This is a genomic window from Synechococcus sp. CBW1108, assembly GCF_015840335.1.
Classification (GTDB): Bacteria; Cyanobacteriota; Cyanobacteriia; order PCC-6307; family Cyanobiaceae; genus Cyanobium_A.
On sequence record NZ_CP060395.1, the window covers coordinates 2843128 to 2861637 of the forward strand.

Annotated in this window: 24 protein-coding genes and 2 pseudogenes; 15 read left to right on the forward strand and 11 right to left on the reverse strand. The window is 60.4% G+C overall.

All coding sequences use genetic code 11. The features are described from left to right. Positions 1–49: 49 nt before the first annotated feature. The 4 genes from H8F27_RS18075 to H8F27_RS15430 form a co-directional block, all read right to left on the reverse strand. Positions 50–613 carry a group II intron maturase-specific domain-containing protein gene (locus H8F27_RS18075; RefSeq protein WP_255517706.1) on the reverse strand — a complete coding sequence of 188 codons (564 nt, stop codon included), beginning with the start codon at positions 611–613 and terminating at the stop codon, positions 50–52. After that, on the reverse strand, positions 610–1296 hold the full coding sequence (gene ltrA / locus H8F27_RS17775; RefSeq protein WP_255517707.1) for a group II intron reverse transcriptase/maturase: 687 nt from the start codon (positions 1294–1296) through the stop codon (positions 610–612). The genes H8F27_RS18075 and ltrA overlap by 4 nt, the downstream gene beginning before the upstream one ends. 561 nt (positions 1297–1857) lie before the next feature. Next, positions 1858–2163 (reverse strand): hypothetical protein, encoded by a 306-nt coding sequence (locus H8F27_RS15425; RefSeq protein ID WP_231596349.1) that lies wholly within the window; start codon positions 2161–2163, stop codon positions 1858–1860. Further along, a complete protein-coding gene (locus H8F27_RS15430; protein ID WP_197149255.1) occupies positions 2160–2375 on the reverse strand; it encodes a type II toxin-antitoxin system VapB family antitoxin in 216 nt (71 codons plus the stop codon). The genes H8F27_RS15425 and H8F27_RS15430 overlap by 4 nt, the downstream gene beginning before the upstream one ends. 278 nt (positions 2376–2653) lie before the next feature. Between H8F27_RS15430 and H8F27_RS15435 the strand changes: the two genes are divergently transcribed. Further along, on the forward strand, positions 2654–2797 hold the full coding sequence (locus H8F27_RS15435) for a chlorophyll a/b-binding protein (RefSeq protein ID WP_197149257.1): 144 nt from the start codon (positions 2654–2656) through the stop codon (positions 2795–2797). 143 nt (positions 2798–2940) lie between these two features. Beyond that, positions 2941–3177: a chlorophyll a/b-binding protein gene (locus H8F27_RS15440; protein ID WP_197149259.1), complete on the forward strand. Its 237-nt coding sequence runs from the start codon at positions 2941–2943 to the stop codon at positions 3175–3177. A 91-nt stretch (positions 3178–3268) separates the two neighbouring features. On the opposite strand, the gene H8F27_RS18360 is transcribed toward H8F27_RS15440, so the two are convergent. From H8F27_RS18360 to H8F27_RS15455, 4 genes are all read right to left on the reverse strand, one after another. Continuing rightward, positions 3269–3367, reverse strand: a complete 99-nt coding sequence (locus H8F27_RS18360; RefSeq protein WP_370594434.1) for a cupin domain-containing protein — start codon at positions 3365–3367, stop codon at positions 3269–3271. Beyond that, positions 3322–3471, reverse strand: coding sequence for a cupin domain-containing protein (locus H8F27_RS18365; protein ID WP_370594435.1), 150 nt, complete (start codon positions 3469–3471; stop codon positions 3322–3324). Before H8F27_RS18365 ends, H8F27_RS18360 begins: the two co-directional genes overlap by 46 nt. 123 nt (positions 3472–3594) lie before the next feature. Continuing rightward, positions 3595–3747, reverse strand: a complete 153-nt coding sequence (locus H8F27_RS15450; RefSeq protein WP_197149261.1) for a hypothetical protein — start codon at positions 3745–3747, stop codon at positions 3595–3597. 16 nt (positions 3748–3763) lie between these two features. After that, positions 3764–4156: a hypothetical protein gene (locus H8F27_RS15455; protein WP_197149263.1), complete on the reverse strand. Its 393-nt coding sequence runs from the start codon at positions 4154–4156 to the stop codon at positions 3764–3766. 257 nt (positions 4157–4413) lie between these two features. Between H8F27_RS15455 and H8F27_RS15460 the strand changes: the two genes are divergently transcribed. After that, entirely contained in the window at positions 4414–6033 is a 1620-nt protein-coding gene (locus tag H8F27_RS15460; protein ID WP_197149264.1) for an IS5 family transposase, read from the forward strand. Positions 6034–6351: 318 nt separating this feature from the next. After that, positions 6352–6510, forward strand: coding sequence for a hypothetical protein (locus tag H8F27_RS15465; RefSeq protein ID WP_197149266.1), 159 nt, complete (start codon positions 6352–6354; stop codon positions 6508–6510). A gap of 3 nt (positions 6511–6513) precedes the next feature. Here the strand turns inward: H8F27_RS15465 and H8F27_RS15470 are convergent, their stop codons facing one another. Both H8F27_RS15470 and H8F27_RS15475 read right to left on the reverse strand, forming a co-directional pair. After that, positions 6514–6960, reverse strand: coding sequence for a PAS domain-containing protein (locus tag H8F27_RS15470; RefSeq protein WP_197149268.1), 447 nt, complete (start codon positions 6958–6960; stop codon positions 6514–6516). Positions 6961–7103: 143 nt separating this feature from the next. Continuing rightward, positions 7104–7760, reverse strand: coding sequence for a cyclase family protein (locus tag H8F27_RS15475; protein WP_197149270.1), 657 nt, complete (start codon positions 7758–7760; stop codon positions 7104–7106). Between the two features lie 329 nt (positions 7761–8089). Here H8F27_RS15475 and H8F27_RS15480 point away from each other — a divergent pair, with 329 nt between their 5' ends. The 3 genes and pseudogenes from H8F27_RS15480 (at position 8090) to H8F27_RS15490 (ending at position 11797) form a co-directional block, all read left to right on the forward strand. Then, positions 8090–8362 (forward strand): hypothetical protein, encoded by a 273-nt coding sequence (locus tag H8F27_RS15480; RefSeq protein ID WP_231596350.1) that lies wholly within the window; start codon positions 8090–8092, stop codon positions 8360–8362. Positions 8363–8481: 119 nt separating this feature from the next. Further along, positions 8482–10105: pseudogene (locus H8F27_RS15485) on the forward strand (FAD-dependent oxidoreductase); the annotation flags it as partial. A 120-nt stretch (positions 10106–10225) separates the two neighbouring features. Next, a complete protein-coding gene (locus H8F27_RS15490) occupies positions 10226–11797 on the forward strand; it encodes an NAD(P)/FAD-dependent oxidoreductase (protein ID WP_255517708.1) in 1572 nt (523 codons plus the stop codon). On the opposite strand, the gene H8F27_RS15495 is transcribed toward H8F27_RS15490, so the two are convergent. Further along, the gene (locus tag H8F27_RS15495) at positions 11768–11971 is read right to left on the reverse strand and encodes a hypothetical protein (protein ID WP_197149271.1); all 204 of its coding nucleotides are present in this window, start codon (positions 11969–11971) and stop codon (positions 11768–11770) included. The two genes, H8F27_RS15490 and H8F27_RS15495, sit on opposite strands and share 30 nt — an antisense overlap. Positions 11972–12157: 186 nt before the next feature. Here H8F27_RS15495 and H8F27_RS15500 point away from each other — a divergent pair, with 186 nt between their 5' ends. From H8F27_RS15500 to istB, 8 genes and pseudogenes are all read left to right on the forward strand, one after another. Next, the gene (locus tag H8F27_RS15500) at positions 12158–12394 is read left to right on the forward strand and encodes a DNA-binding protein (RefSeq protein WP_197149273.1); all 237 of its coding nucleotides are present in this window, start codon (positions 12158–12160) and stop codon (positions 12392–12394) included. After that, a complete protein-coding gene (locus H8F27_RS15505) occupies positions 12339–12806 on the forward strand; it encodes a type II toxin-antitoxin system VapC family toxin (protein WP_231596351.1) in 468 nt (155 codons plus the stop codon). Before H8F27_RS15500 ends, H8F27_RS15505 begins: the two co-directional genes overlap by 56 nt. A gap of 221 nt (positions 12807–13027) precedes the next feature. After that, the gene (locus H8F27_RS15510; RefSeq protein ID WP_197149275.1) at positions 13028–13297 is read left to right on the forward strand and encodes a hypothetical protein; all 270 of its coding nucleotides are present in this window, start codon (positions 13028–13030) and stop codon (positions 13295–13297) included. Between the two features lie 542 nt (positions 13298–13839). Further along, positions 13840–14586, forward strand: a pseudogene (locus tag H8F27_RS15515) (substrate-binding domain-containing protein). A gap of 254 nt (positions 14587–14840) precedes the next feature. Continuing rightward, positions 14841–15302 carry a helix-turn-helix domain-containing protein gene (locus H8F27_RS17780; RefSeq protein ID WP_231596284.1) on the forward strand — a complete coding sequence of 154 codons (462 nt, stop codon included), beginning with the start codon at positions 14841–14843 and terminating at the stop codon, positions 15300–15302. 23 nt (positions 15303–15325) lie between these two features. Continuing rightward, on the forward strand, positions 15326–16087 hold the full coding sequence (locus H8F27_RS17785) for a DDE-type integrase/transposase/recombinase (protein WP_231596352.1): 762 nt from the start codon (positions 15326–15328) through the stop codon (positions 16085–16087). A 41-nt stretch (positions 16088–16128) separates the two neighbouring features. Beyond that, complete coding sequence (gene istA / locus H8F27_RS17790; RefSeq protein ID WP_231596353.1) at positions 16129–17766, forward strand: IS21 family transposase; 1638 nt, start codon at positions 16129–16131, stop codon at positions 17764–17766. Then, a complete protein-coding gene (gene istB / locus H8F27_RS15525; protein ID WP_231596354.1) occupies positions 17720–18433 on the forward strand; it encodes an IS21-like element helper ATPase IstB in 714 nt (237 codons plus the stop codon). The genes istA and istB overlap by 47 nt, the downstream gene beginning before the upstream one ends. The last annotated feature ends 77 nt before the right edge of the window (positions 18434–18510 follow it).

Here is an 18510-nt window from a genome sequence, read left to right on the forward strand (position 1 = left end):
GAGGCCCCCACAGATCCGTACGTGACACTCTCGCGTCATACGGCTCCTGTCATCCAGCCACTGCCCGCTCACCGTGCCAATGGGCAAACAGGCCAGGGCGCTGTTGGGCAATCCGCGTCAGGAGCTCACGACTGCGGCGATGCTTACGCCGCAGTCGTTGGTGCTTCTGCCGCAGCCAGGCGCTCAGCTCCTGATTTAGGTAGCTGAACAACTTGGCCCTCAGCTCCGTTGGATAGAACCTGCCGTAGTACTGGATCCAGCCCCGCAGGATCGGATTCAGTCGTCTGGCAAGCTCCTCCAACGGCAGATAGGTCTGTCGACGCAGATCAATCTGCCGGATCCTGTCCCGCATGCGCTTCAGCGCCTGCGGACTCACCGCCGGCAGGAAGCTCGTAAAGATCCCCCCATGCCGGTTCATGGCCATACGCGGCCGGAAGCAATAGCCCAGAAACGTGAACTGAATCCGAGGAAACTGTCCACGACGGCTGCTGTCCTTGCAATAGACCACCTGGGTCTTCTGCGGATGCAGCGTGAGCCCGCAGGATGCGAATCGCTCCTGCAAGGCCGCCATGAGCCGTTCGCACTCGGAGAGGCTGTGGCAGTGGCAGATCACATCGTCTGCATAGCGCTCAAACGGGATGTGCGGAAAACTCCACGCATCCAGGAGTCAAACGCATAATGCAGATACAGATTGGCAAGCAATGGACTGATGACACCACCCTGGGGCGTGCCACTGGTCCGTTCCTGGAGAGACCCATCCGGCAATTCCACCGGTGCCTCCAACCATCGCCGCAGATACAGCAGCACCCAGCGCTCGGAGGTATGAAACCGGAGGGCCCGCATCAGGAGGTCATGATCGATCGAGTCGAAAAACCCCTTGATATCGAGATCCACTACCCAGTCATACTTCCAGCAGCGCTTACGGCAGCTCTCCACGGCCTGGTGGGCCGACTTTCCCGGTCTGTAGCCATAGGAGCCCTGATCAAAGATCGGCTCCAACTGGGGCTCCAGCACCTGCTTGACCACCATCTGAGCAACGCGATCAGCCACCGTGGGAATGCCCAGAGGCCTTGAACCGCCTCCAGACTTGGGAATCTCCACACGCCGAACCGCTGGCGGGAAGTAACTCCCAGATGCCATCCGGTTCCAGAGCTTATAGAGATTATTCTCCAGGTCTTGGGCAAAGTCATCGAGACTCTGGCCATCCACACCAGCCGCCTTCCCGTTCCGCTTCACAAGCTGATAGGCCTTCCAGACCATCGCTTTGGTGATCGGTAGCGACTTGTCCGAACTCACCTCCGTCCTCCTGCCGGGGGCAGTTGTGGAGAGTGTTCGAACCGAATGACGCAGCCCCTTCGCTCCAGGGCCATTACAGCCCCTTCATCACTACTACGAGCTGCTCCGCCCCTGCCATGGGTCTTGGTATTCGCCCTCGTGGTTGTGGCCACTTGAGACTTTCCCTTTACACCCCATGGCAGGTTCCCACGTTCCACACCGAGGCCTGTGATGGACTCATGTCGCCTGTAGCCGAAGGCTTGCGCGAAGCGGTACACCGGCTGCCATGTGGACCGTAAGCAGGTGACGTCCACACTGTTCCGGGTGTCGGCTACCTCCACCCGTTTTGACAGCGACTGAAAGCCTTTTCGTAGCCCTTGGGCTTCCGCGCAGCGGTTGCGTCAGCGGCGATTCGCTTGCGCTCATCTTTCCATCACTCACCTGACGGATCACGTCCGCCTTTTCCCCATCGCTCACCCACCGCGCCTTTTGAACGCAGCAGCATGGGGTGGTTTGGAGCCTGCCCCTGCAGGCCGGCTCCGGGAGGCCACACTCCCATCCCTGGTGTAGTTGCGTCAGTGTTCATGGTGAACGTTTGACTCGTGGCACAAGTAGCCGAAGGCTTCTGCGCAGCAGTTGCAGGCGGTGGCGATGATCCCGTCGACCGTCTTGCGCACCGTGATGCCCCGGCAGCACAGCTAGGGAACGGAAGAGTTGCCGTGCTGTTGCTACATCCTGGTCCTGCCGGAAGCCCTGCAGCACCTCCACCAAGATGAGGTCGCCGATCGCTAGCGGCGTCACCCCGAGCAGCGCATCCAGTCGATCCACCTCGGGGGTGCTGACCCCATTGAAAAAATCGATCCAATCCAAGGAATCAACAACGATCACGGCTGCTTGGCTTCAGGCTCCCCATCCAGGCGTTGGGCCTCCTGATCCCCTTCCCAGGCCAGGCGCCCGCGGAAAGCGCAAATTTCTCTCTGCTGCTGCAGCTTGACCAGGGTGCGCAGCCCTAACTCCACGGCTTCCCGCTTGCTTCGGGCACCGCTGGCCTGCATCGCCTGCTTCATCAGGGCGTCGTCGATGACGATGTTGGTGCGCATGCCTGCCCTAGGGGCGATGTGTAGAGATTAGGCCTGTGATACACACCTGAGCTGGTCGCAGCTGGTCAGTTCACCGCAGAGCAGGGCCGTTGGCACCACTCCACCGCTGTCCGCGCTGGGGTTCCTGCTCTCCACGACCCTGCCGGCGGAGGCCTCAGACACTCAACGGCCAGGGATGCCGATGATCGTGATGAAACAGACCAGTGCCCCAGGCGGGAAACCGCTATGGCCTAACCCTTCACGTGCCGTTACAATATGCGTAACAATCTGAAACATCTGTGACTGACTCCTCTTCCCGCTTTGGCTTTGTCGCCTTCGCCGAAACCTGGAACGGCCGCCTGGCCATGCTCGGCTTTGTGATCGGCCTGGGCACCGAGCTGCTCACCGGCCAGGGCATCCTTTCCCAGATCGGGCTCGGTTGATCGCCATTGGCAACGATTTCTACACCACCCTGACCCTGCTGCTGTTTGGTGTCTGGCTGATCAGTGCCCTGCTACTCCAGCCAAATATCGCCGACTGACGCCATCGCGATTCCGCTTTGATTCACACGACCCAGGAGATCCCCATGACCAACACCCCCGCCAACGAAAAAATGCTCAATAAGAGCGCCGAACAGCTGACCCTCATTGAGCAGCTCAAGCGAGCTGAACTTTGTAACGGCCGTGCCGCCATGCTTGGCATCTTGATTGGCATCGTGGTGGAAGGCCTGACCGGCTTTGGCATCGCCCACCAGATCGGCCTCGGCTCCTTGGTGGATGGCTACGCCGCCTGTCGCACCCAGTTCTTGCCCTTCTGCTTTTGAGCCCCTGCGGGGCTTTCGCACCATTGCCTCGGTGCTCTAGCGGGGGCTGGGCCGGAGATGATTCAGCATCGGTTCCACTTTGCCAATCCCCTCAACCAAAGTGGTAGTGCTTGCGCACAGGGGTATGCGCCTCCCAAGTACAGCTCAGCCCGATGTCAAATACCACCAGATCACTGGCCCCAAACCGCACCGGCTCTCCACCACCGGCTCTCCACCATCGGGGGTGACGGTGACATCGCCCTCCAGCACCAGGCAGATTTCCTGTTCGTCGTAGGTCCAAGTCAAGGTGCTCACCTCACAGCCCCAGATGGGCCAACTGGTCCCCCCCAGGCTCTGTAGCTGCGTTTGATCCGGGTTGGAGGTGACCGTGATGCATCTGCCCATGGCTGTCTGGATGAGAACCAAGAGCCTCACTACTTATTCCCCCAGCGCTTCAGCCACGGCCCGCTGGAACACCTCTTCCTCAGGAGTCACGCCGGTCCAGCGCTGGAACATCTGCATCGCCAACTGCACCAGCATCTCCACCCCATCCACCACTACGCAGGCCGGATCCACCTTGCTCCAGGTCACGGGCACAGGTTCCAGCTCAGGAACACAGCCCAGATGTGTGGCATTCATCAGCAGGGTGGTGCCCTGGGGCAGCGCCACTTCCCCCTGCCACGGTTGCCACACCGCCGGCACCACCGGCTCCAAGCTTTACCACCCGCTGGCTTGCCAGCGGCGTCACCTTCTCAATCGCCTTCACCACTCCTTTGCCATCGTTGTTGTGTCCGATCAGACGGCCCTGCTCGATCGTGAGGTAGTTGGCAGCGCCGATCGCCGCCACGTCATCGTCAACGGCATCGTGCAGGGCCAGATCAGCCTCGCTGGCGATGTCGTTCTTCCAGAATTGCCACGGCAGCCCGTAGTAGGCATACACCGTGTCAAACATCCGATCGATCGGGTTCTCCGCCACCGGGTGGCCGAGCATGCCGGTCATTTGCTTCTGGGGAGGAATCACAGGGCCACGGGCCAAGCCCGACAAGACAGAGAGCTTTGACACCCTAGTCCAGATATAAATACGTGATTCTTGATGATTGGCGGCAACATTGGTGTTGGCGGGGTGCTTGACCTCCTGCTTAGGGACTCCTGAAAAACCCAGATCGACTGCAGCGCAGCTTGTTTCAGCGATTAAAACCCGATAAACTGGCCTTGATCAGGGCAATCGACGATTGCTACAACTGCTGAGCACCGCAGATGTACCGGAAACTCCATAACGGCCAGCTCTCAATCGAGGATTTTCATGTGCCTTTTGGTGGCACGTTGGATGCGGACAACCGCTGGGTGATCTTCTCCTCCTTAATGCCATGGGAGGAGTTGGAAGAAACATATGCCCCTCAGTTCAATCCCACCACTGGCGCCCCAGCAAAGCCTGTACGCCTGGCGTTTGGTGCATTGTTCATCAAGCAGAGGCTTGGCCTGAGCGACGAGGAGACGGTTGAGCAGATCCGAGAAAACGCTTACATGCAGTTTTTCCTTGGATTTGGTGGCTATTCCAGTAAGACACCATTTGACCCATCAATGATGGTTCATTTTCGTAAGCGCTTCTCAGAGCAAGAGCTCAATCGGATTAATGAACTCATTGCCGAACGGGGAAAAGCCATGGTGATGGAGGCTGTGGCCTCATTCCCAGATAACGACGAATCTGATGATCCAGATGCTGGTACAGATAAACAGATTTCACTTGACGACCTCGTGAAGCCTGCAGATTGGCCACAGGACAAGAACTGGGGAACGCTCAGCATCGATGCTTCTTGCACGCCAGCCGACATCACCTATCCGACTGACTTGAAGTTGCTCAACGAGGCGAGGGAGTCAACCGAGCGGATCATTGATGATCTGTGCAGCCAGCGCTCAACACTTCGCAAACACAAGCCCAGATATGATCGTGGTAGAGCACGTGCTGCTTTCCTCAAAGTCGCCAAACAGAAGAAGCCACGCCGTCGGAAGATAAATGCCGCAATACGCCGCCAGCTCGACTATCTGCAGCGAAGTCTTGATGCCATTGACGCCCTGATCGCTTCTGGGGCAAGACTTTCTGGCTTGAAGCCCCATTGGTGGCGCAAGCTTCTCGTGATCAGCGAGCTGCAGCGACAACAGACGATCCTGCTGGTCGCCAAGACGCGCAGCATCCCCGACCGCATCGTCAACCTGGTTCAGCGACAGGTTCGCCCCATTGTTCGCGGCAAGGCAAGAGCGGCTGTTGAGTTTGGAGCCAAGATCAGTGTCTCAGTGCGGAATGGATTTGCCTTCCTGCACAGGATCAGTTGGGATCCGTACAATGAGTCTGAAGACCTGATCCCACAGGCTAAGAAATATAAACAAGAGCACGGCTGCTACCCCGAGCGTATCTGCGCCGATCGCATCTACATCAACACCAAGAATCGAAACTTCTGCACAAGGAATAACATACGTCTCTCCGGCAAGCTATTGGGAAGGCCGCCAAAGGATCCCGCGGTCACCGCTGCGCACAAGCAGCAGCTCAGCGCTGATCAGCGAAGGCGCAACGAGGTTGAGGGAGTCTTTGGGTCAGGGAAGCGGAAGTATTCACTTCGGCTGATCATGGCTCGTCTGCCCAAGGGTGCAGAGACCTCGATCTCTATGGCGTTCCTGGTGATGTGCGCTGAGAAGATCCTGAGGCTCCTCCGCCTCTTTTTTGTCGCTATCTCTGCCTGGTTTTGTGCATGGGAGTGTCCTGGCTGGCTCTGGGAGGCACTCAGGAACATCTGCTGCCTTGAGACAGCCGAATCGCGAGCCGGTGCATATCCAAGTTTTCGAGCTGCCTACCTCCCTTGCCTTGGGCCGGAGTCGAGCTGACGGGCGATTTGTTTTTCAGGGGTCCCTGCTTAGAGCAACAAACCACAGGCGAATTCACCGAAATGGTTGCAGCGGATGATGGGTAAGAGTGGCTGAGTCAGAAATACTTCCTGATTTGAACTCCATGTTTCTGCCGGTTCGTGCTGCTCGCTGTCGCCTTTGGGCTGGGCAACACCGCGCTGCTAGCTCTTCAGATAGCCTGCTCCCGCGAGATGGTGAAAGCGATGGTGGCCAAGTGGTTCGCCCTGGCACGTCTGCAGAACGACGCCTCGACCACCACCTACTGGCTGCCTACCCCCCAGGTCACCCCCTCGTTCGATGGAGAGTTGCCAACACCTGGCCCAGCATCGGCTGGAGAGCATCCCCGGAGCGGCCCATCACGCGCTGCTGGAGAGGCCCGAGGCTTACGGAGCCTGCCTGGAGCGCGTCCTGCAGGAGCACGAAAGCGCTAGAGGTCCAATGGCCGGCATGGAGTAGTGGTCAGGGCTTGATCAGGCGGGAAATACCGAGCACGCCCAGCACTTGACCGTTCTTGCCAATCCAGGGTGTTTTCAACGTCTCAACGTAAACCTTCTTCCCATTGGGATAGACCAACCATTCTTTGTTTCGGGTGGGTTTACCACCGGCGAGCATGGCTTTGTCAAAGGCCTGAAAAGATTTGGCCATCTCTACTGGGAAGAGATCCAAGTCGGATTTGCCAATTAATTGGTCGAGCGGCTTGCCCAGTAGGGCGGCCCATGCGGTGTTACCACCGCGGTATATGCCTTGCGTATCTTTGTAGAAGATGATGTCCGGCATGGAATTGAGAGCCGTGGTGACGGTGTCGACCTGACTCATGGGCTGAGCGGTGGCGGGCAACATCGAGTTGCTGGTAGCCAGGGCTATTGCAACGGCGGTCGCAAGGAGGACGTGTTTCATGCTGATCATCTTGGCAGCGCTCTGGGTTTCTGCAGATGATCGGGAGTCCGCTTAGACCGCCGGAAGGCCGGCCATTAATACCCCACGGCTTGGGGAGCCTGGATGCCCCGGGGTATTCGGGACCTGGGGCTTTCGTTGTATGCAGGCCAGATCTAAGCAGAAACCAGGGCAAGCACCCTGAGCGGGCTGCCGGAGCCGCGTTCCAGCTTCAGAGGCGGACAGATGATGACGGCGCCCCGGGTGGGTAGTAGGTCCAGGTTCGTCAGGCACTGAAGTCCGTAACGTCCGGCTCCGTGCAGATAGTGGTGGGCTGGATAAGGCGGGTTCATCGAGTGTGCCTGTCCTGCGTCGGTGCCAATGGTCTCAGTGCCGAAGCCCCGAATACCCCGATCTTCAACGAGGAACCTCACTGCCTCCGGTGTCGGTCCCGGGGTGTGCTGGCAAGTCTCATCCATATTTTTGAAGCGGTCCGATCGTGAATGCTTCGACCAGTCGGTCCGCATCAGCACCCAGGAACCCTTGTCGATACTGCCATTGGTGGCCTCCCAGCGTTCGATGGAGGGGATGTCGAGAAGGAAGTCTGGGTTTGCCGCAGAATCCGCAGAGCAATCGATGACGAGGGCCGGCCCCACCAATTCCTGAACAAGCAAAGTATCAACCGAGTTGTTGACTAGGTCTTTGCCAGTCACCCAGTGGATCGGAGCATCGAAATGGGTACCGGTATGTTCGTTCAGGAGAAATTGTTCCAGTACCAAAGAGGGCCGCGCTCGTCGTATTCGGACACCTTCTCGATGCGCAACGGCTCGCATTGCCCGAACTGCTGAGGCAGGTCGAGGGTTTGAAACTCTGGGGAGAGGGCTGGGTGAGGTCGATCACCTTGATTTGCTCGGAAGCGAGCTCTTCGACAAGCTTACCTAGCAAATCCTGCGCATTCATGGGTGAAAACACTCTTCTGTCTGAGATGTGTGCTTAAGCAGAATTGACTCTAAGTCAGGCGCAGGCCCCCCTGGCAGAGGAACAAGTATACGGGCCGCTAAGATGGGGGATACCTACGCCTGACCTACCAGTCAGTGCTCGCCAAAGCGATTGCAGGCGCGATGGGAATTTGATCTCTTCCTGAATTCATCAGTAACCAAAAATGGCAGTTCCAAATGTTCCGGGCATTCATCACCAGGTATTGTTTGGCGCAGCGGTCATGGTTGCCGCCTTGCCGTTGCTTAATCCCGCCGCACAAGCAGGCAGCATCACCGCATCCTCGATCTGGGACAAGAACAACGCCATTGCAAGAGCCCAAGAGCAGATGCCTGCAGGTGCGGTCGTTTCCGCTAAACGTTGCCAGGAAATTGAGGTAAGGGGATACACCCGCTACTTATGCACTCTCGAGTTTACTCAAAGGCCACTCCAAGATTAAGACCACCACCCATCCCAAATTTCATTCAGCTCTGTGTTGAGGGTGTCGGCGGTTGCAGTCGGCGAGCTCCATCACTCATTGAGTAACTTGCAAAAGATGAGCCGACCTCCGTAGCTGCCATGCCAGACGAGACCATGCCCGGCGGAAGGCCATCCCATGTAGTCGTCATCGGAGCTGGCTGGGCTGGTTGGGGCGCAGCCAAGGCACTCTGTGAAGCCGGTATTCGTGTCACCTTGATTGATGGGATGCCCGATCCAACAGGCAGTCAACCAATCACAACCAAAAGCGGCAAACCTTTCGAGGCAGGTACCAGAGGTTTTTGGAAAGACTATCCCAACATCAATGCCCTAACCGATGAACTCGGCGCTGGCGATATCTTCACTGACTTCACAACCAGTGCCTTCTGGTCGCCCGATGGGTTAGAAGCAACAGCGCCTGTCTTTGGAGAGACACCCCAATGGCCAAGTCCCCTTGGCCAGATGGTGGCGACATTCACCAACTTCACCCGACTACCCATTCAAGACCGGCTCAGTATTGCAGGGCTTCTGTATGCAATGCTTGACCTCTATCGCAGCGACAAGATTTTCCAGCAATACGACGATCTCGACGCGCAATCACTCTTTGTCAAGCTCGGCATCAGCGATCGGCTCATCAATGAGTTCTTGCATCCCACCGTACTGGTTGGCTTGTTCAAGCCGCCCGAAGAGCTTTCGGCCGCGGTCACCATGGAGCTCCTTTATTACTACGCTCTGGCCCACCAAGACTCATTTGATGTCCGCTGGATCAAGTCGAAAAGCATTGCCGAACATCTATTTGCGCCCCTGAGTCGAAGGCTAATCTCCCGCCATCATTTGCAGGTCATGGGGGGAACGTTGGTGAGACGGGTGAAGGTATCGCCCGACTCGCTGCGCGTCAGCTCGGTTGAGCTTATGAACGTAGAGACCAAATCAGTTCAGGTGATTGAGGATGTGGATGCTGTGGTTATGGCCGTTGGTGCAAAAGGGCTCAAGTCTCTGATGGCTCAATCTCCAGAACTCAGCAAGGCAGCACCAGAGCTTGTTGGCGCTGCATCGCTTGGTTCCATCGATGTCGTGTCAGCACGTCTATGGCTAGATCGTTATGTTCCAATCGCTTACCCAGCCAACGTGTTCTCCCGCTTCGAATCCCTGAAGGGCTCTGGGGGCACTTTTTTCATGCTGGATCAGCTGCACAAGGATGCTCAACAGGCTCTCTGGGGTAATGAGCAGCCCCAGGGCTCGGTGGTCGCCAGCGACTTTTACAACGCATCGGCTATCGCAGCGATGAGCGATCAAGAGATCATCGATCGGCTCACGCGCGACCTGCTTCCTGCTTCCCATCGCCCATCCAGAATTCAGCAATGCCAGGGTTGTTGATTCCGAAGTACGGCGCTATCCAGGCTCGGTGTCGCTCTTTTCTCCGGGCAGTTTCAGAAAACGGCCACCCTTGGAAACCTCAGTGGAGTCGATCGTCTGCGCTGGCGACTGGGTGCGGATGGGCGACCGAGAACATGGAGCCAAGGGTCTGTGCCAGGAACGAGCCTATGTGTGCGGGCTGGAGGCAGGGAACTCCCTGATCAGACGCAAGATTGTCAACGGTGCTTATCACTCCCATCCTGTTCTGCCTATTCGCTCAGACGAGCCACAAGTCGTTCTAGGCCGTGCTCTCAACAAGCTCGTAATGGATCCAATCGAAGCCCTTGGTCTGAAACTGCCCTGGTTCAACATCGCCGCATCGGCAAGGCAGTTTTCCATAGCATCACCCTATGGCGATCCTCAGCGACGGAACCCTGCTGGCCCCCCTAACTAAGGCCGCTTACCGCCTCTGCCCTGGCCTGGAGCAGCTGTGCCGGATCTGAAAGGCATCCCGCCGGCCCCGGGGCCTCATCTGCTGGTGGTGGGCAGCGGGCTGGGGGGTCTCTGTGCCGCCGCCATGGCCGCCCGCCATGGCCTCGAGGTGCTGGTGCTCGAAGCCCACGACCAGCCCGGCGGCGCGGCCCATGGCTTCCAGCGCAAAGGCTTTGCCTTCGAATCCGGGCCCTCCCTCTGGAGCGGTCTGGGGAGCTGGCCCAGCAGCAATCCGCTGGCCCAAGTGCTGCGGGCGATCGGGGAGGAGGTGCCGGTCCAGCGCTACCACGAGTGGGGCCTGCTGCTGCCCGAGGGCCAGCTGCGGGTGGGTGTGGGCCTGGAGCCCTTCCTGGCCGTGGTGCGCGACCTGCGCGGAGCTGCCGCCGCCGCCGAATGGGCCCGCTTCATGCAGGTCCTGCAGCCCTTCTGCGCCGCTGCCCGTTCCCTGCCGCTGCTGGCCCTGCGGCCTGGTCTGGGCACGGCGGCCGTCCTTGGCAGCCAGGGTTTGGGGCTGCTCGCCCAGGCGGGCAGGCTGGCCCAGCTGGGGGGTGCCTTCGGACCGCTCGCCCGTCGCCACCTGCGCGATCCCTTCCTGCTCCACTGGGTGGAGCTCCTCTGCTTCCTGATCTCCGGGCTGGGGATGGAGCAGACCAGCGCCGCGGCGATGGCCACCATGTTCGGCGAGTGGTTCGAACCCGATGCCGCTCTGGACTACCCGATCGGCGGCAGCCCCGCGGTGGTGGAGGCACTGGTGCGCGGCCTGGAGCGCCACGGCGGCCGGCTTCAGTGCCGCTCCCCGGTGGCAGAGATCCTGGTGGAAGGTGGCAGGGCCTGCGGGGTACGGCTCACCGGGGGCGAACGCATTGGTGCCCGGTTGGGCGTGATCGCCAACCTCAGCCCCTGGGATCTGCTGGCCCTGCTCCCAGAGGGCTCCGTTTCTGAGCGCTGGAGGCGGCGGCGGCAGGCCACCCCGGCCTGTGCCAGCTTCCTGCACTGGCACCTGGGCCTGCGCGGCGATGACCTGACTGAGCTGCCGATCCATCACGTCTGGGTGGGCGACTGGCAGCGGGGCATCGGCGCCGAGCGCAACATGGTGGTGCTGTCGATGCCGTCGCTGCTGGATCCCTCCCTGGCGCCCACGGGGCATCAGGTGCTGCATGGCTACACCCCCGCCAACGAACCCTGGGAGCTCTGGAGGGAATTGGAGCGGGGCAGTGCCGATTACGAACGCCTCAAGCAGGAGCGCTGCGCGGTGTTCCACCAGGTGTTCGATGGCGTTCTGCCCGATTGGCGCGAGCGGGTGGTGATCGAGCTGCAGGGCACCCCCCTTACCCACCGCCACTTCCTGCGGCTGCACCAGGGCAGCTACGGCCCGGCCTGGCCCGCCGATCGGGGGCCGTTTCCCGCCGGCGGCACTCCTGTGCAGGGGCTGGTGCTCTGCGGCGCCGGAGTGTTCCCCGGCATCGGCGTGCCGCCGGTGGCCGTGAGCGGCGCCATGGCGGCCCACCACTTCGTGGACGCCCTTCGCCAGCGGCGGCTGCTACAGGAAGTGGGCATCCTGGTGGCCTGAGACGGCCGGGCTCAAGGGCTGCTCCCAGGCTTCCTCTGGGCAGATCAGATCCCAGCAGCTGCCGATTGGCTCGGGCAAGGAGAAGAGCACCAGCTGCAGAACTGCTGTGCTGGCCTGGCCGGCCTTGGGCTGCTTGGTGCTGCTGGAGCGGAGCAGGGTGGAGGTGGGGTGCATCGCAGGCAGGAGAAAAAACGCTCCCTCACGCGCCCACTGAGCCGCCGGGTCAAGGCCGCCCGAGTGGCACCGAAAGGAGCACTCAGTAATTCCCACCGAGCGGTCGCCTTGGCCTTGACCCTGCTGGCCATCCCGATCCAGAGGCGCCAATGGCGATAGCATTGCTAGCGACGCTGTGATGGAGCCATGCCTGATCTGTTGGTGCGCGGCGTCGATGACGCCCTGGTCCAGGCGCTCAAGAAGCGCGCTGGCGCCCATGGCCGCAGCCAGGAAGCGGAACTGCGGGCGATCCTGTCCGCTGCGCTGCTGAGCCCACCGCGGTGCAACCTGGCGGAATTACTGGCTGCCATGCCGGATGTCGGTGTGGATGCCGATTTCCAGCGCCCGGGGGATCAAGCAGGGGACCGTGATGTTTTTGATTGACACCAACGTGATCAGCGAGGCCCGCAAGGGGCGCCGCGCTGATGCGGGTGTGCAGGACTTTTGGGCTGCTGCAGCCCGAGACAATACCCCGCTTTTTCTGGCGGCGGTCACCATCGGTGAGCTACGCCACGGGGTGGAGTTGATTCGCAATAGGGGGGATCAACAGCAAGCTCAACTGCTGGAGCAGTGGCTGGCTGAGGTTTTGCAGACCTACGGCGATCGGGTGCTGGACCTTGATGGCGATGCAGCCCAGATTTGGGGGCGACTGCGGGTCCCCAATCCCCACAACGCCATCGATAAGCAGATCGCCGCCATCGCCCTGCTGCACGACCTCATGGTTGTTACGCGCAATATCGATGACTTCGCCGGCTGCAGAGTGCGGCTGCTGAATCCGTTTCAGCCCCCGCCGTGATGCACACCCTCAGTTTGATGGTTCCCAGACCCTCACCCCTCCATCCGCGGCAACACTGCACCGCCCAGCAGCGCCAGCGTGCCGGGGCAACCCCAACCGATAACCCCACTGTTGTGCTGATAAGCGGGGCTAACAACTGTCTTGAACCCGGGGAGCCAGGCGATCCAGGCGATCCAGCACGGGGCATCCACAATGGATACGCTTCCCTCTCAATGCCTCTCATGCCAGATCACGACGAACGGAAGCTCAGCATTCGCGAAATGATCAACGCCCACCTGTTCCCGGTACTGGCCTTGGCCGCCACGGCAAGCGCAATCTCGATTGCGATGTCGCTTGCCCCCGTCGCTGAGCAAGCCGCACGGTGGAACAAGTGCTACGACGCTGGGCTGGCATGGCTGGAGCGCAGCAGTCCCAGCATCAAGGGCGGCGACCGCACGGCCATTGCAGCCAACTTCTGCAATGGAGGGCTGCCCAACAGACCTGCTCGGTAGAGAAATTTCCACCACTATCCGCGCATAGCCTAGGGCGCCAAACCTTGTTAAATAGAGCCGGTGCTAGAACATAAAAACTGGAAGACGGCTTGATGGATTGTGGCTATGCGCTGATATTACTACCTCGCAGCGATGACTTTGCAAAATAACAAGTAGTGCGTTAACAAGGCAACCATCTGCAATCATACGGCCGACCTGCCGCGATCGCTCTCGGCAGGTTTTAAAACTCTTGAAATCGGCGACTCTATGATTCAAGCCAGGAGAAACAACAAGATTGTGCTTCAGACAGCAATGCATATTGCTGCGCGAGACGCAAAAGCCGAATTTCACTTGAAAAGACGGACACATTTGATAATACTTGTAATTTGACAACTCGCTGAAAGAATCTGCCTTCCATGGGGAACATTGCTAACGCCGGTAGGTCTTCATTGAAGTTGCCAATAAAATCGTAACATCAGCACTAATTCAAACACTGGGTTGCTATGCATAGAATCCTGTACACCCTTTTGGCACTTACCACCACCCTGTTCCCTGCTGCATCTATGGCTCAGAGAAATTCATCTCCCACAGAAGTAAACCGCCCCCAGGCTCGAGATGGTGTGATCAGACTTTATGGTGCCTGCGGACCGCAAAATGCCTTGCGCAAAGTGGCAGATGCATGGGAACGGAGCAACGATCTGATTGTCTGGATCACCTGCGGACCAGAACCATCCTGGAGCCGACAAGCGCAGGTCGACGCGGACATCATCTGGGGAACGCCAGAGCAATCAATGACCGCATTTCTGCAATCATTTCCCAGCTTCCCATCGGCAGATGTTGTCCCTATCTATCTACGTCCTGCAATCATTGCGGTTAAGACTGGAAACCCCCGCCGCATTCAAAGATTTGAGGATTTGCTCCAGCCAGGCATACGCATCGTCGTCACCGAAGGATCTGGCATTGCCAATACCTCTGGCACAGGCACTTGGGAAGACATAGCCGGGCGACTAGTAAATCTGGAGGATATCAAGCGCTTCCGCCGCAATATTGTGGCTTTTTCCACGGGTTCCGTCGCCAGCTTCAAGGCATTCAAGGAGCTTGATGCCGACGCCTAGATCACCTGGCCTGAATGGGCCGTTGACAATCCCAACGTCCTCCAGGCAATTCCCATTTCGAGTAATCGAAACATCTGGAGAGATCTGAATATTGCTCTATCGACCTCTGCGGATCCACAAGCCGCATCCTTCATTCAATTCCTGGTCTCCGATGAGGCACAAAAGCTGATGCGTAGCGCTGGCTATGTGCGTTAGGCCACCTCAAGATTGCTAACTGGCTTCGCGCCAGCTAGCAGCAATGCCGCCAAGATCAACAAAGCCGCTATCAATGTGTGCACTCTGAGCGCTTCGCCAAGCAGCAGATAGGCACTCACAAACGACACAAATATTCCGCCATTACCCCCGGTTTCAGGAAAGATGTCACCCCTTTGATCCATCCATCCGGGGGCTTGAGGACATGACCAATGCGCCGATACAGCGAGGCCGTTAAGGCTGATGTGAGGAGACGGATGCACCCGCCCCACAGGCAGAGCGTGGCCCGGATTTCAGAGGAGCTGGGCATTCACGTGATGACCCTCTACAAATGGAGGAAGGCCTGGCGGTTGCAGGGAGAGGTGGTGCCGGCATCCGAGAAGGAACCAGAGGGCTGGAACGCCGCCGACAAGTTCACGGTGGTGCTGGAAAGCGCCGGGCTCAATGCCACCGAACTCAGCGCCTACTGCCGCGAGCGGGGCCTGTTCCCTGAGCAGGTGAGCCGTTGGCGGCAGGCGGCCCAGGATGCCAACGCCAAGCCGGTGCTGACGATGGCCGAACAGAAGGAGCTCGAGAAGCTCCGCGCCCAGGACCAGCGGGAGATCAAAGCCCTCAGAAAGGAGCTGCAGCGCAAGGAGAAGGCCATGGCGGAGATGGCGGCTTTGCTGGTGCTGCAAAAAAAGTGGGATGCCTTCTGTTCGGAGGAAGAGGAAGGCTGACCAGCGCCGTGCACCGGCGGAAGGTGATCGAGCTGATCGGGGAGGCCAATGCTGCGGGCGCCGGCCTGGTGAGGGCCTGTGGTGTGATCGGCATCTGCCTGCGCACCCTCAAACGCTGGCGGAAGGCCTTCCTGGGTGATGGGGACGGCGTGGATCGCCGTAAAGGCAGTGCTCGGCTGGTGGGTCACCGCCTGAGCGAGGAAGAGCGCCAGCGAATCCTGCTGACGTGCAACCAGCCGGAGTACGCCGCGCTGCCGCCAGGGCAGATCGTGCCGGCACTGTCCGATCAAAAGCTCTTTATTGGTTCAGAGAGCAGCTTCTATCGGGTGCTGCACCAGGCGGGTCAGTGCCACCGCCGGGGGAGGGCCAGGCTGCCTCAAGAACCGCGCTCGGTGCCGCGCCTCAGGGCGGATGGCCCGAACCAGGTTTGGAGCTGGGACATCAGCTTCCTGCCGACCACGGTGCGGGGTGTGTGGCTCTACCTCTACCTGGTGATCGACGTCTGGAGCCGCAAAGTGGTGGCCTGGGATGTGGCCGAGGTGGAGTCGGCTCAGATCGCCGCGGATCTGGTGCAGCGGGCCTGCCTCAAGGAGCGCTACCACCGCCCCAACGGCTTTGGCCGCCGCCAGTGCCAGCAGCAGCCACTAATCCTCCACGCCGACAACGGCAATGCAATGCGCGGGGCGACGCTGGAATCACGGCTCGAGGAGATGGGCGTGCTCAGATCCTTCTCCCGGCCAAGGGTCTCAAACGACAACCCATACTCGGATGTCCGCCGACAATGAAGTTGGCCGGTCGGCGACAAGCTCGTTGGCCGGTGGGGTGAGTGCTGGAGACCCTGGTGCCGATGCGCAGGGACCAGGTGATGCCGGCACCACTGACAAGCCACCAACGCAATCTGTTCATGACGAAACGACGAGGCGGCAGCAGCCAGGAGGCTGCTGCCGCGGCGGCGGGCATCTCAGTGCGCAGTGCTCGCCGGATTGAATGCAATCAGCTGCAGCCGCGGGCGAACCAGCCCCGTGGCCGCACCCGCCCCGATCCGCTGGTAGGGGTATGGGAGGAGGAGCTGGTGCCGTTGCTGCAGCGCTCACCCGCGCTGACGCCGATCACGCTCCTGGAGCATCTGCAGCAGCAGAAACCTGATGTGGACTGGATTCCGCTACAGCGCACCCTGCAGCGCCGGGTGCGGGAGTGGAAGGCACTGCACGGCCCGGCGCCGGAGGTGATCTTCCCTTTGAGCTATGAGCCTGGCGAAATTGCCTTCTGTGACTTCACCCAGCTCAAGGGGGTGGAGGTGACGATCGCCGGCCAGGTGTTCCCCCATCTGCTGTTCCACTACCGCCTGGCCTGGAGCGGCTGGAGCTATGCGCAGGTGGTCCAGGGCGGCGAGAGTTTTGCAGCCCTCTCCGAGGGTCTGCAGAACGCTCTGGCTGCCTGCGGCGGGGTGCCAGGTGAACTGCGCACCGACCGGTTATCAGCAGCGTGCCGTAACCGCAACGGCAGTTTCAGCTCCGACATCACCCGCCGTTATCACGCCCTCTGCAGCCACTACAGCCTGGCCTACAGCCGCAACAACCTGGGGGTGGCGCATGAGAACGGCCGTGTGGAGAGTCCCCATGGCCATCTCAAGCGGCGGATCGAGCAGGCGTTGCTGCTGCGCGGCAGCAGTGATTTCGAGTCGCTGGCTGAATACCAGGCTTTTCTGGCCGCGGTGATTGACCAGTACAACAGGCCGCGCCTGATCCGGCTGGAGCAGGAGCAGGCGGCGCTGCGGCCACTACCGCGGTTTCGTTTTGCCGACTACGACATTGAACAGCTCACGGTGCGGCGCACCAGCACGATCGAGGTACGCAGAGTCGTGTATTCGGTGCCGCCGCGGCTGATCGACCAGCGGCTGACGGTGCGGATCTTCCACGACCGGCTGCAGCTGCTTCTGGGCCGGCAGATCGCCTGCGAACTGGAGCGGCGCCACGGCGGTGTCGAGCGTCATGGGCGGGCGTGGAGCATCGATCTGGAGCACCTGATCGATGCGCTCAGGCGAAAACCCCGGGCATTGCTGCACTGCAGTTACCAGCGGGAGCTGTTCCCCGATGAGCGCTGGTGGCAGCTGTGGCAGCAGCTGCGCAATGGCGGTGACCGTGACGCCGCCGCCCGATTGATGGTCGAGGCGCTGTATGTGGGCTGCCGCCTGGCGGGCTACGAGCCAGTGCTGGGTTGGCTCGAGAAGGCCCATCAACGGCAAGGGCTGTCGCTGGCGGCGCTGCAGCAACGCTTCCGGCTGCCGCCCCATCGCCCCCACCCACCGCAACGCATTCCCCAACACAGCCTGCAGAGCTATGACGACCTCCTTGCCCTCCATCCCGCGGCCCCAGGCGGCGGAAGCCGCCCTGCCGATCCTGCTGCGACAGCTGCGGTTGGCATGGATCCGCTGCCACTGGCAGAGCATCGCCTCGCAGGCTGAGGGCGAGGGCTGGAGCCCCAGCCAGTTTCTCTATGCCCTCTGTGAGCAGGAGGTGGAGCAGCGCCAGCAGGCCCGCCAGCAACGGTTGCTGCGATCAGCCCAGCTGCCCTGGAGCAAGGTGCTGGCGGATTACGACCATGGCGGCCGAATCGAGGCGCACCGATGGCAGGAGCTGGAGGCCTTGAGCCGCCAGAGCGAGTGGCTGCAGCGGAGTGAAAACGTGCTCTTGTTCGGCCCCAGCGGTGTGGGCAAAACCCATCTGGCCATCGGCATCGCCCTGGCGCAGATCGGCCTGGATCAGGCCTGCCGCTTCTATCCCGCCACGAGCCTGGTGCAGGAGCTGCAGAAGGCCCGCGCCGAATACAACCTGCCGGCAGCGCTGGAGCGGCTGGATCGCTACCCGCTGCTGCTGATCGATGACATTGGCTATGTGCGGCGGGATGAACAGGAGAGCAGCGTGCTGTTTGAGCTGATCTGCCACCGCTACGAGCGCCGATCGCTGCTGATCACCGCCAATCAGCCGTTCACCGCCTGGGATGAGATCTTCCCCAGCAGCTCAATGACCGTGGCGGCGGTGGACCGGCTGGTGCACCACTGCCACATCGTCGAGATCAGCGGCGACAGCCACCGCCGCGCCCAAGCAAGCCGGCGCAGCGGCAGCAAATAGCCACAGCAGCCGTAGAGAAGCGGAGAACAGCCCGGGAGATTGTCGTCCGGCGACAACCTGGTGCCGATGGTGCCAGA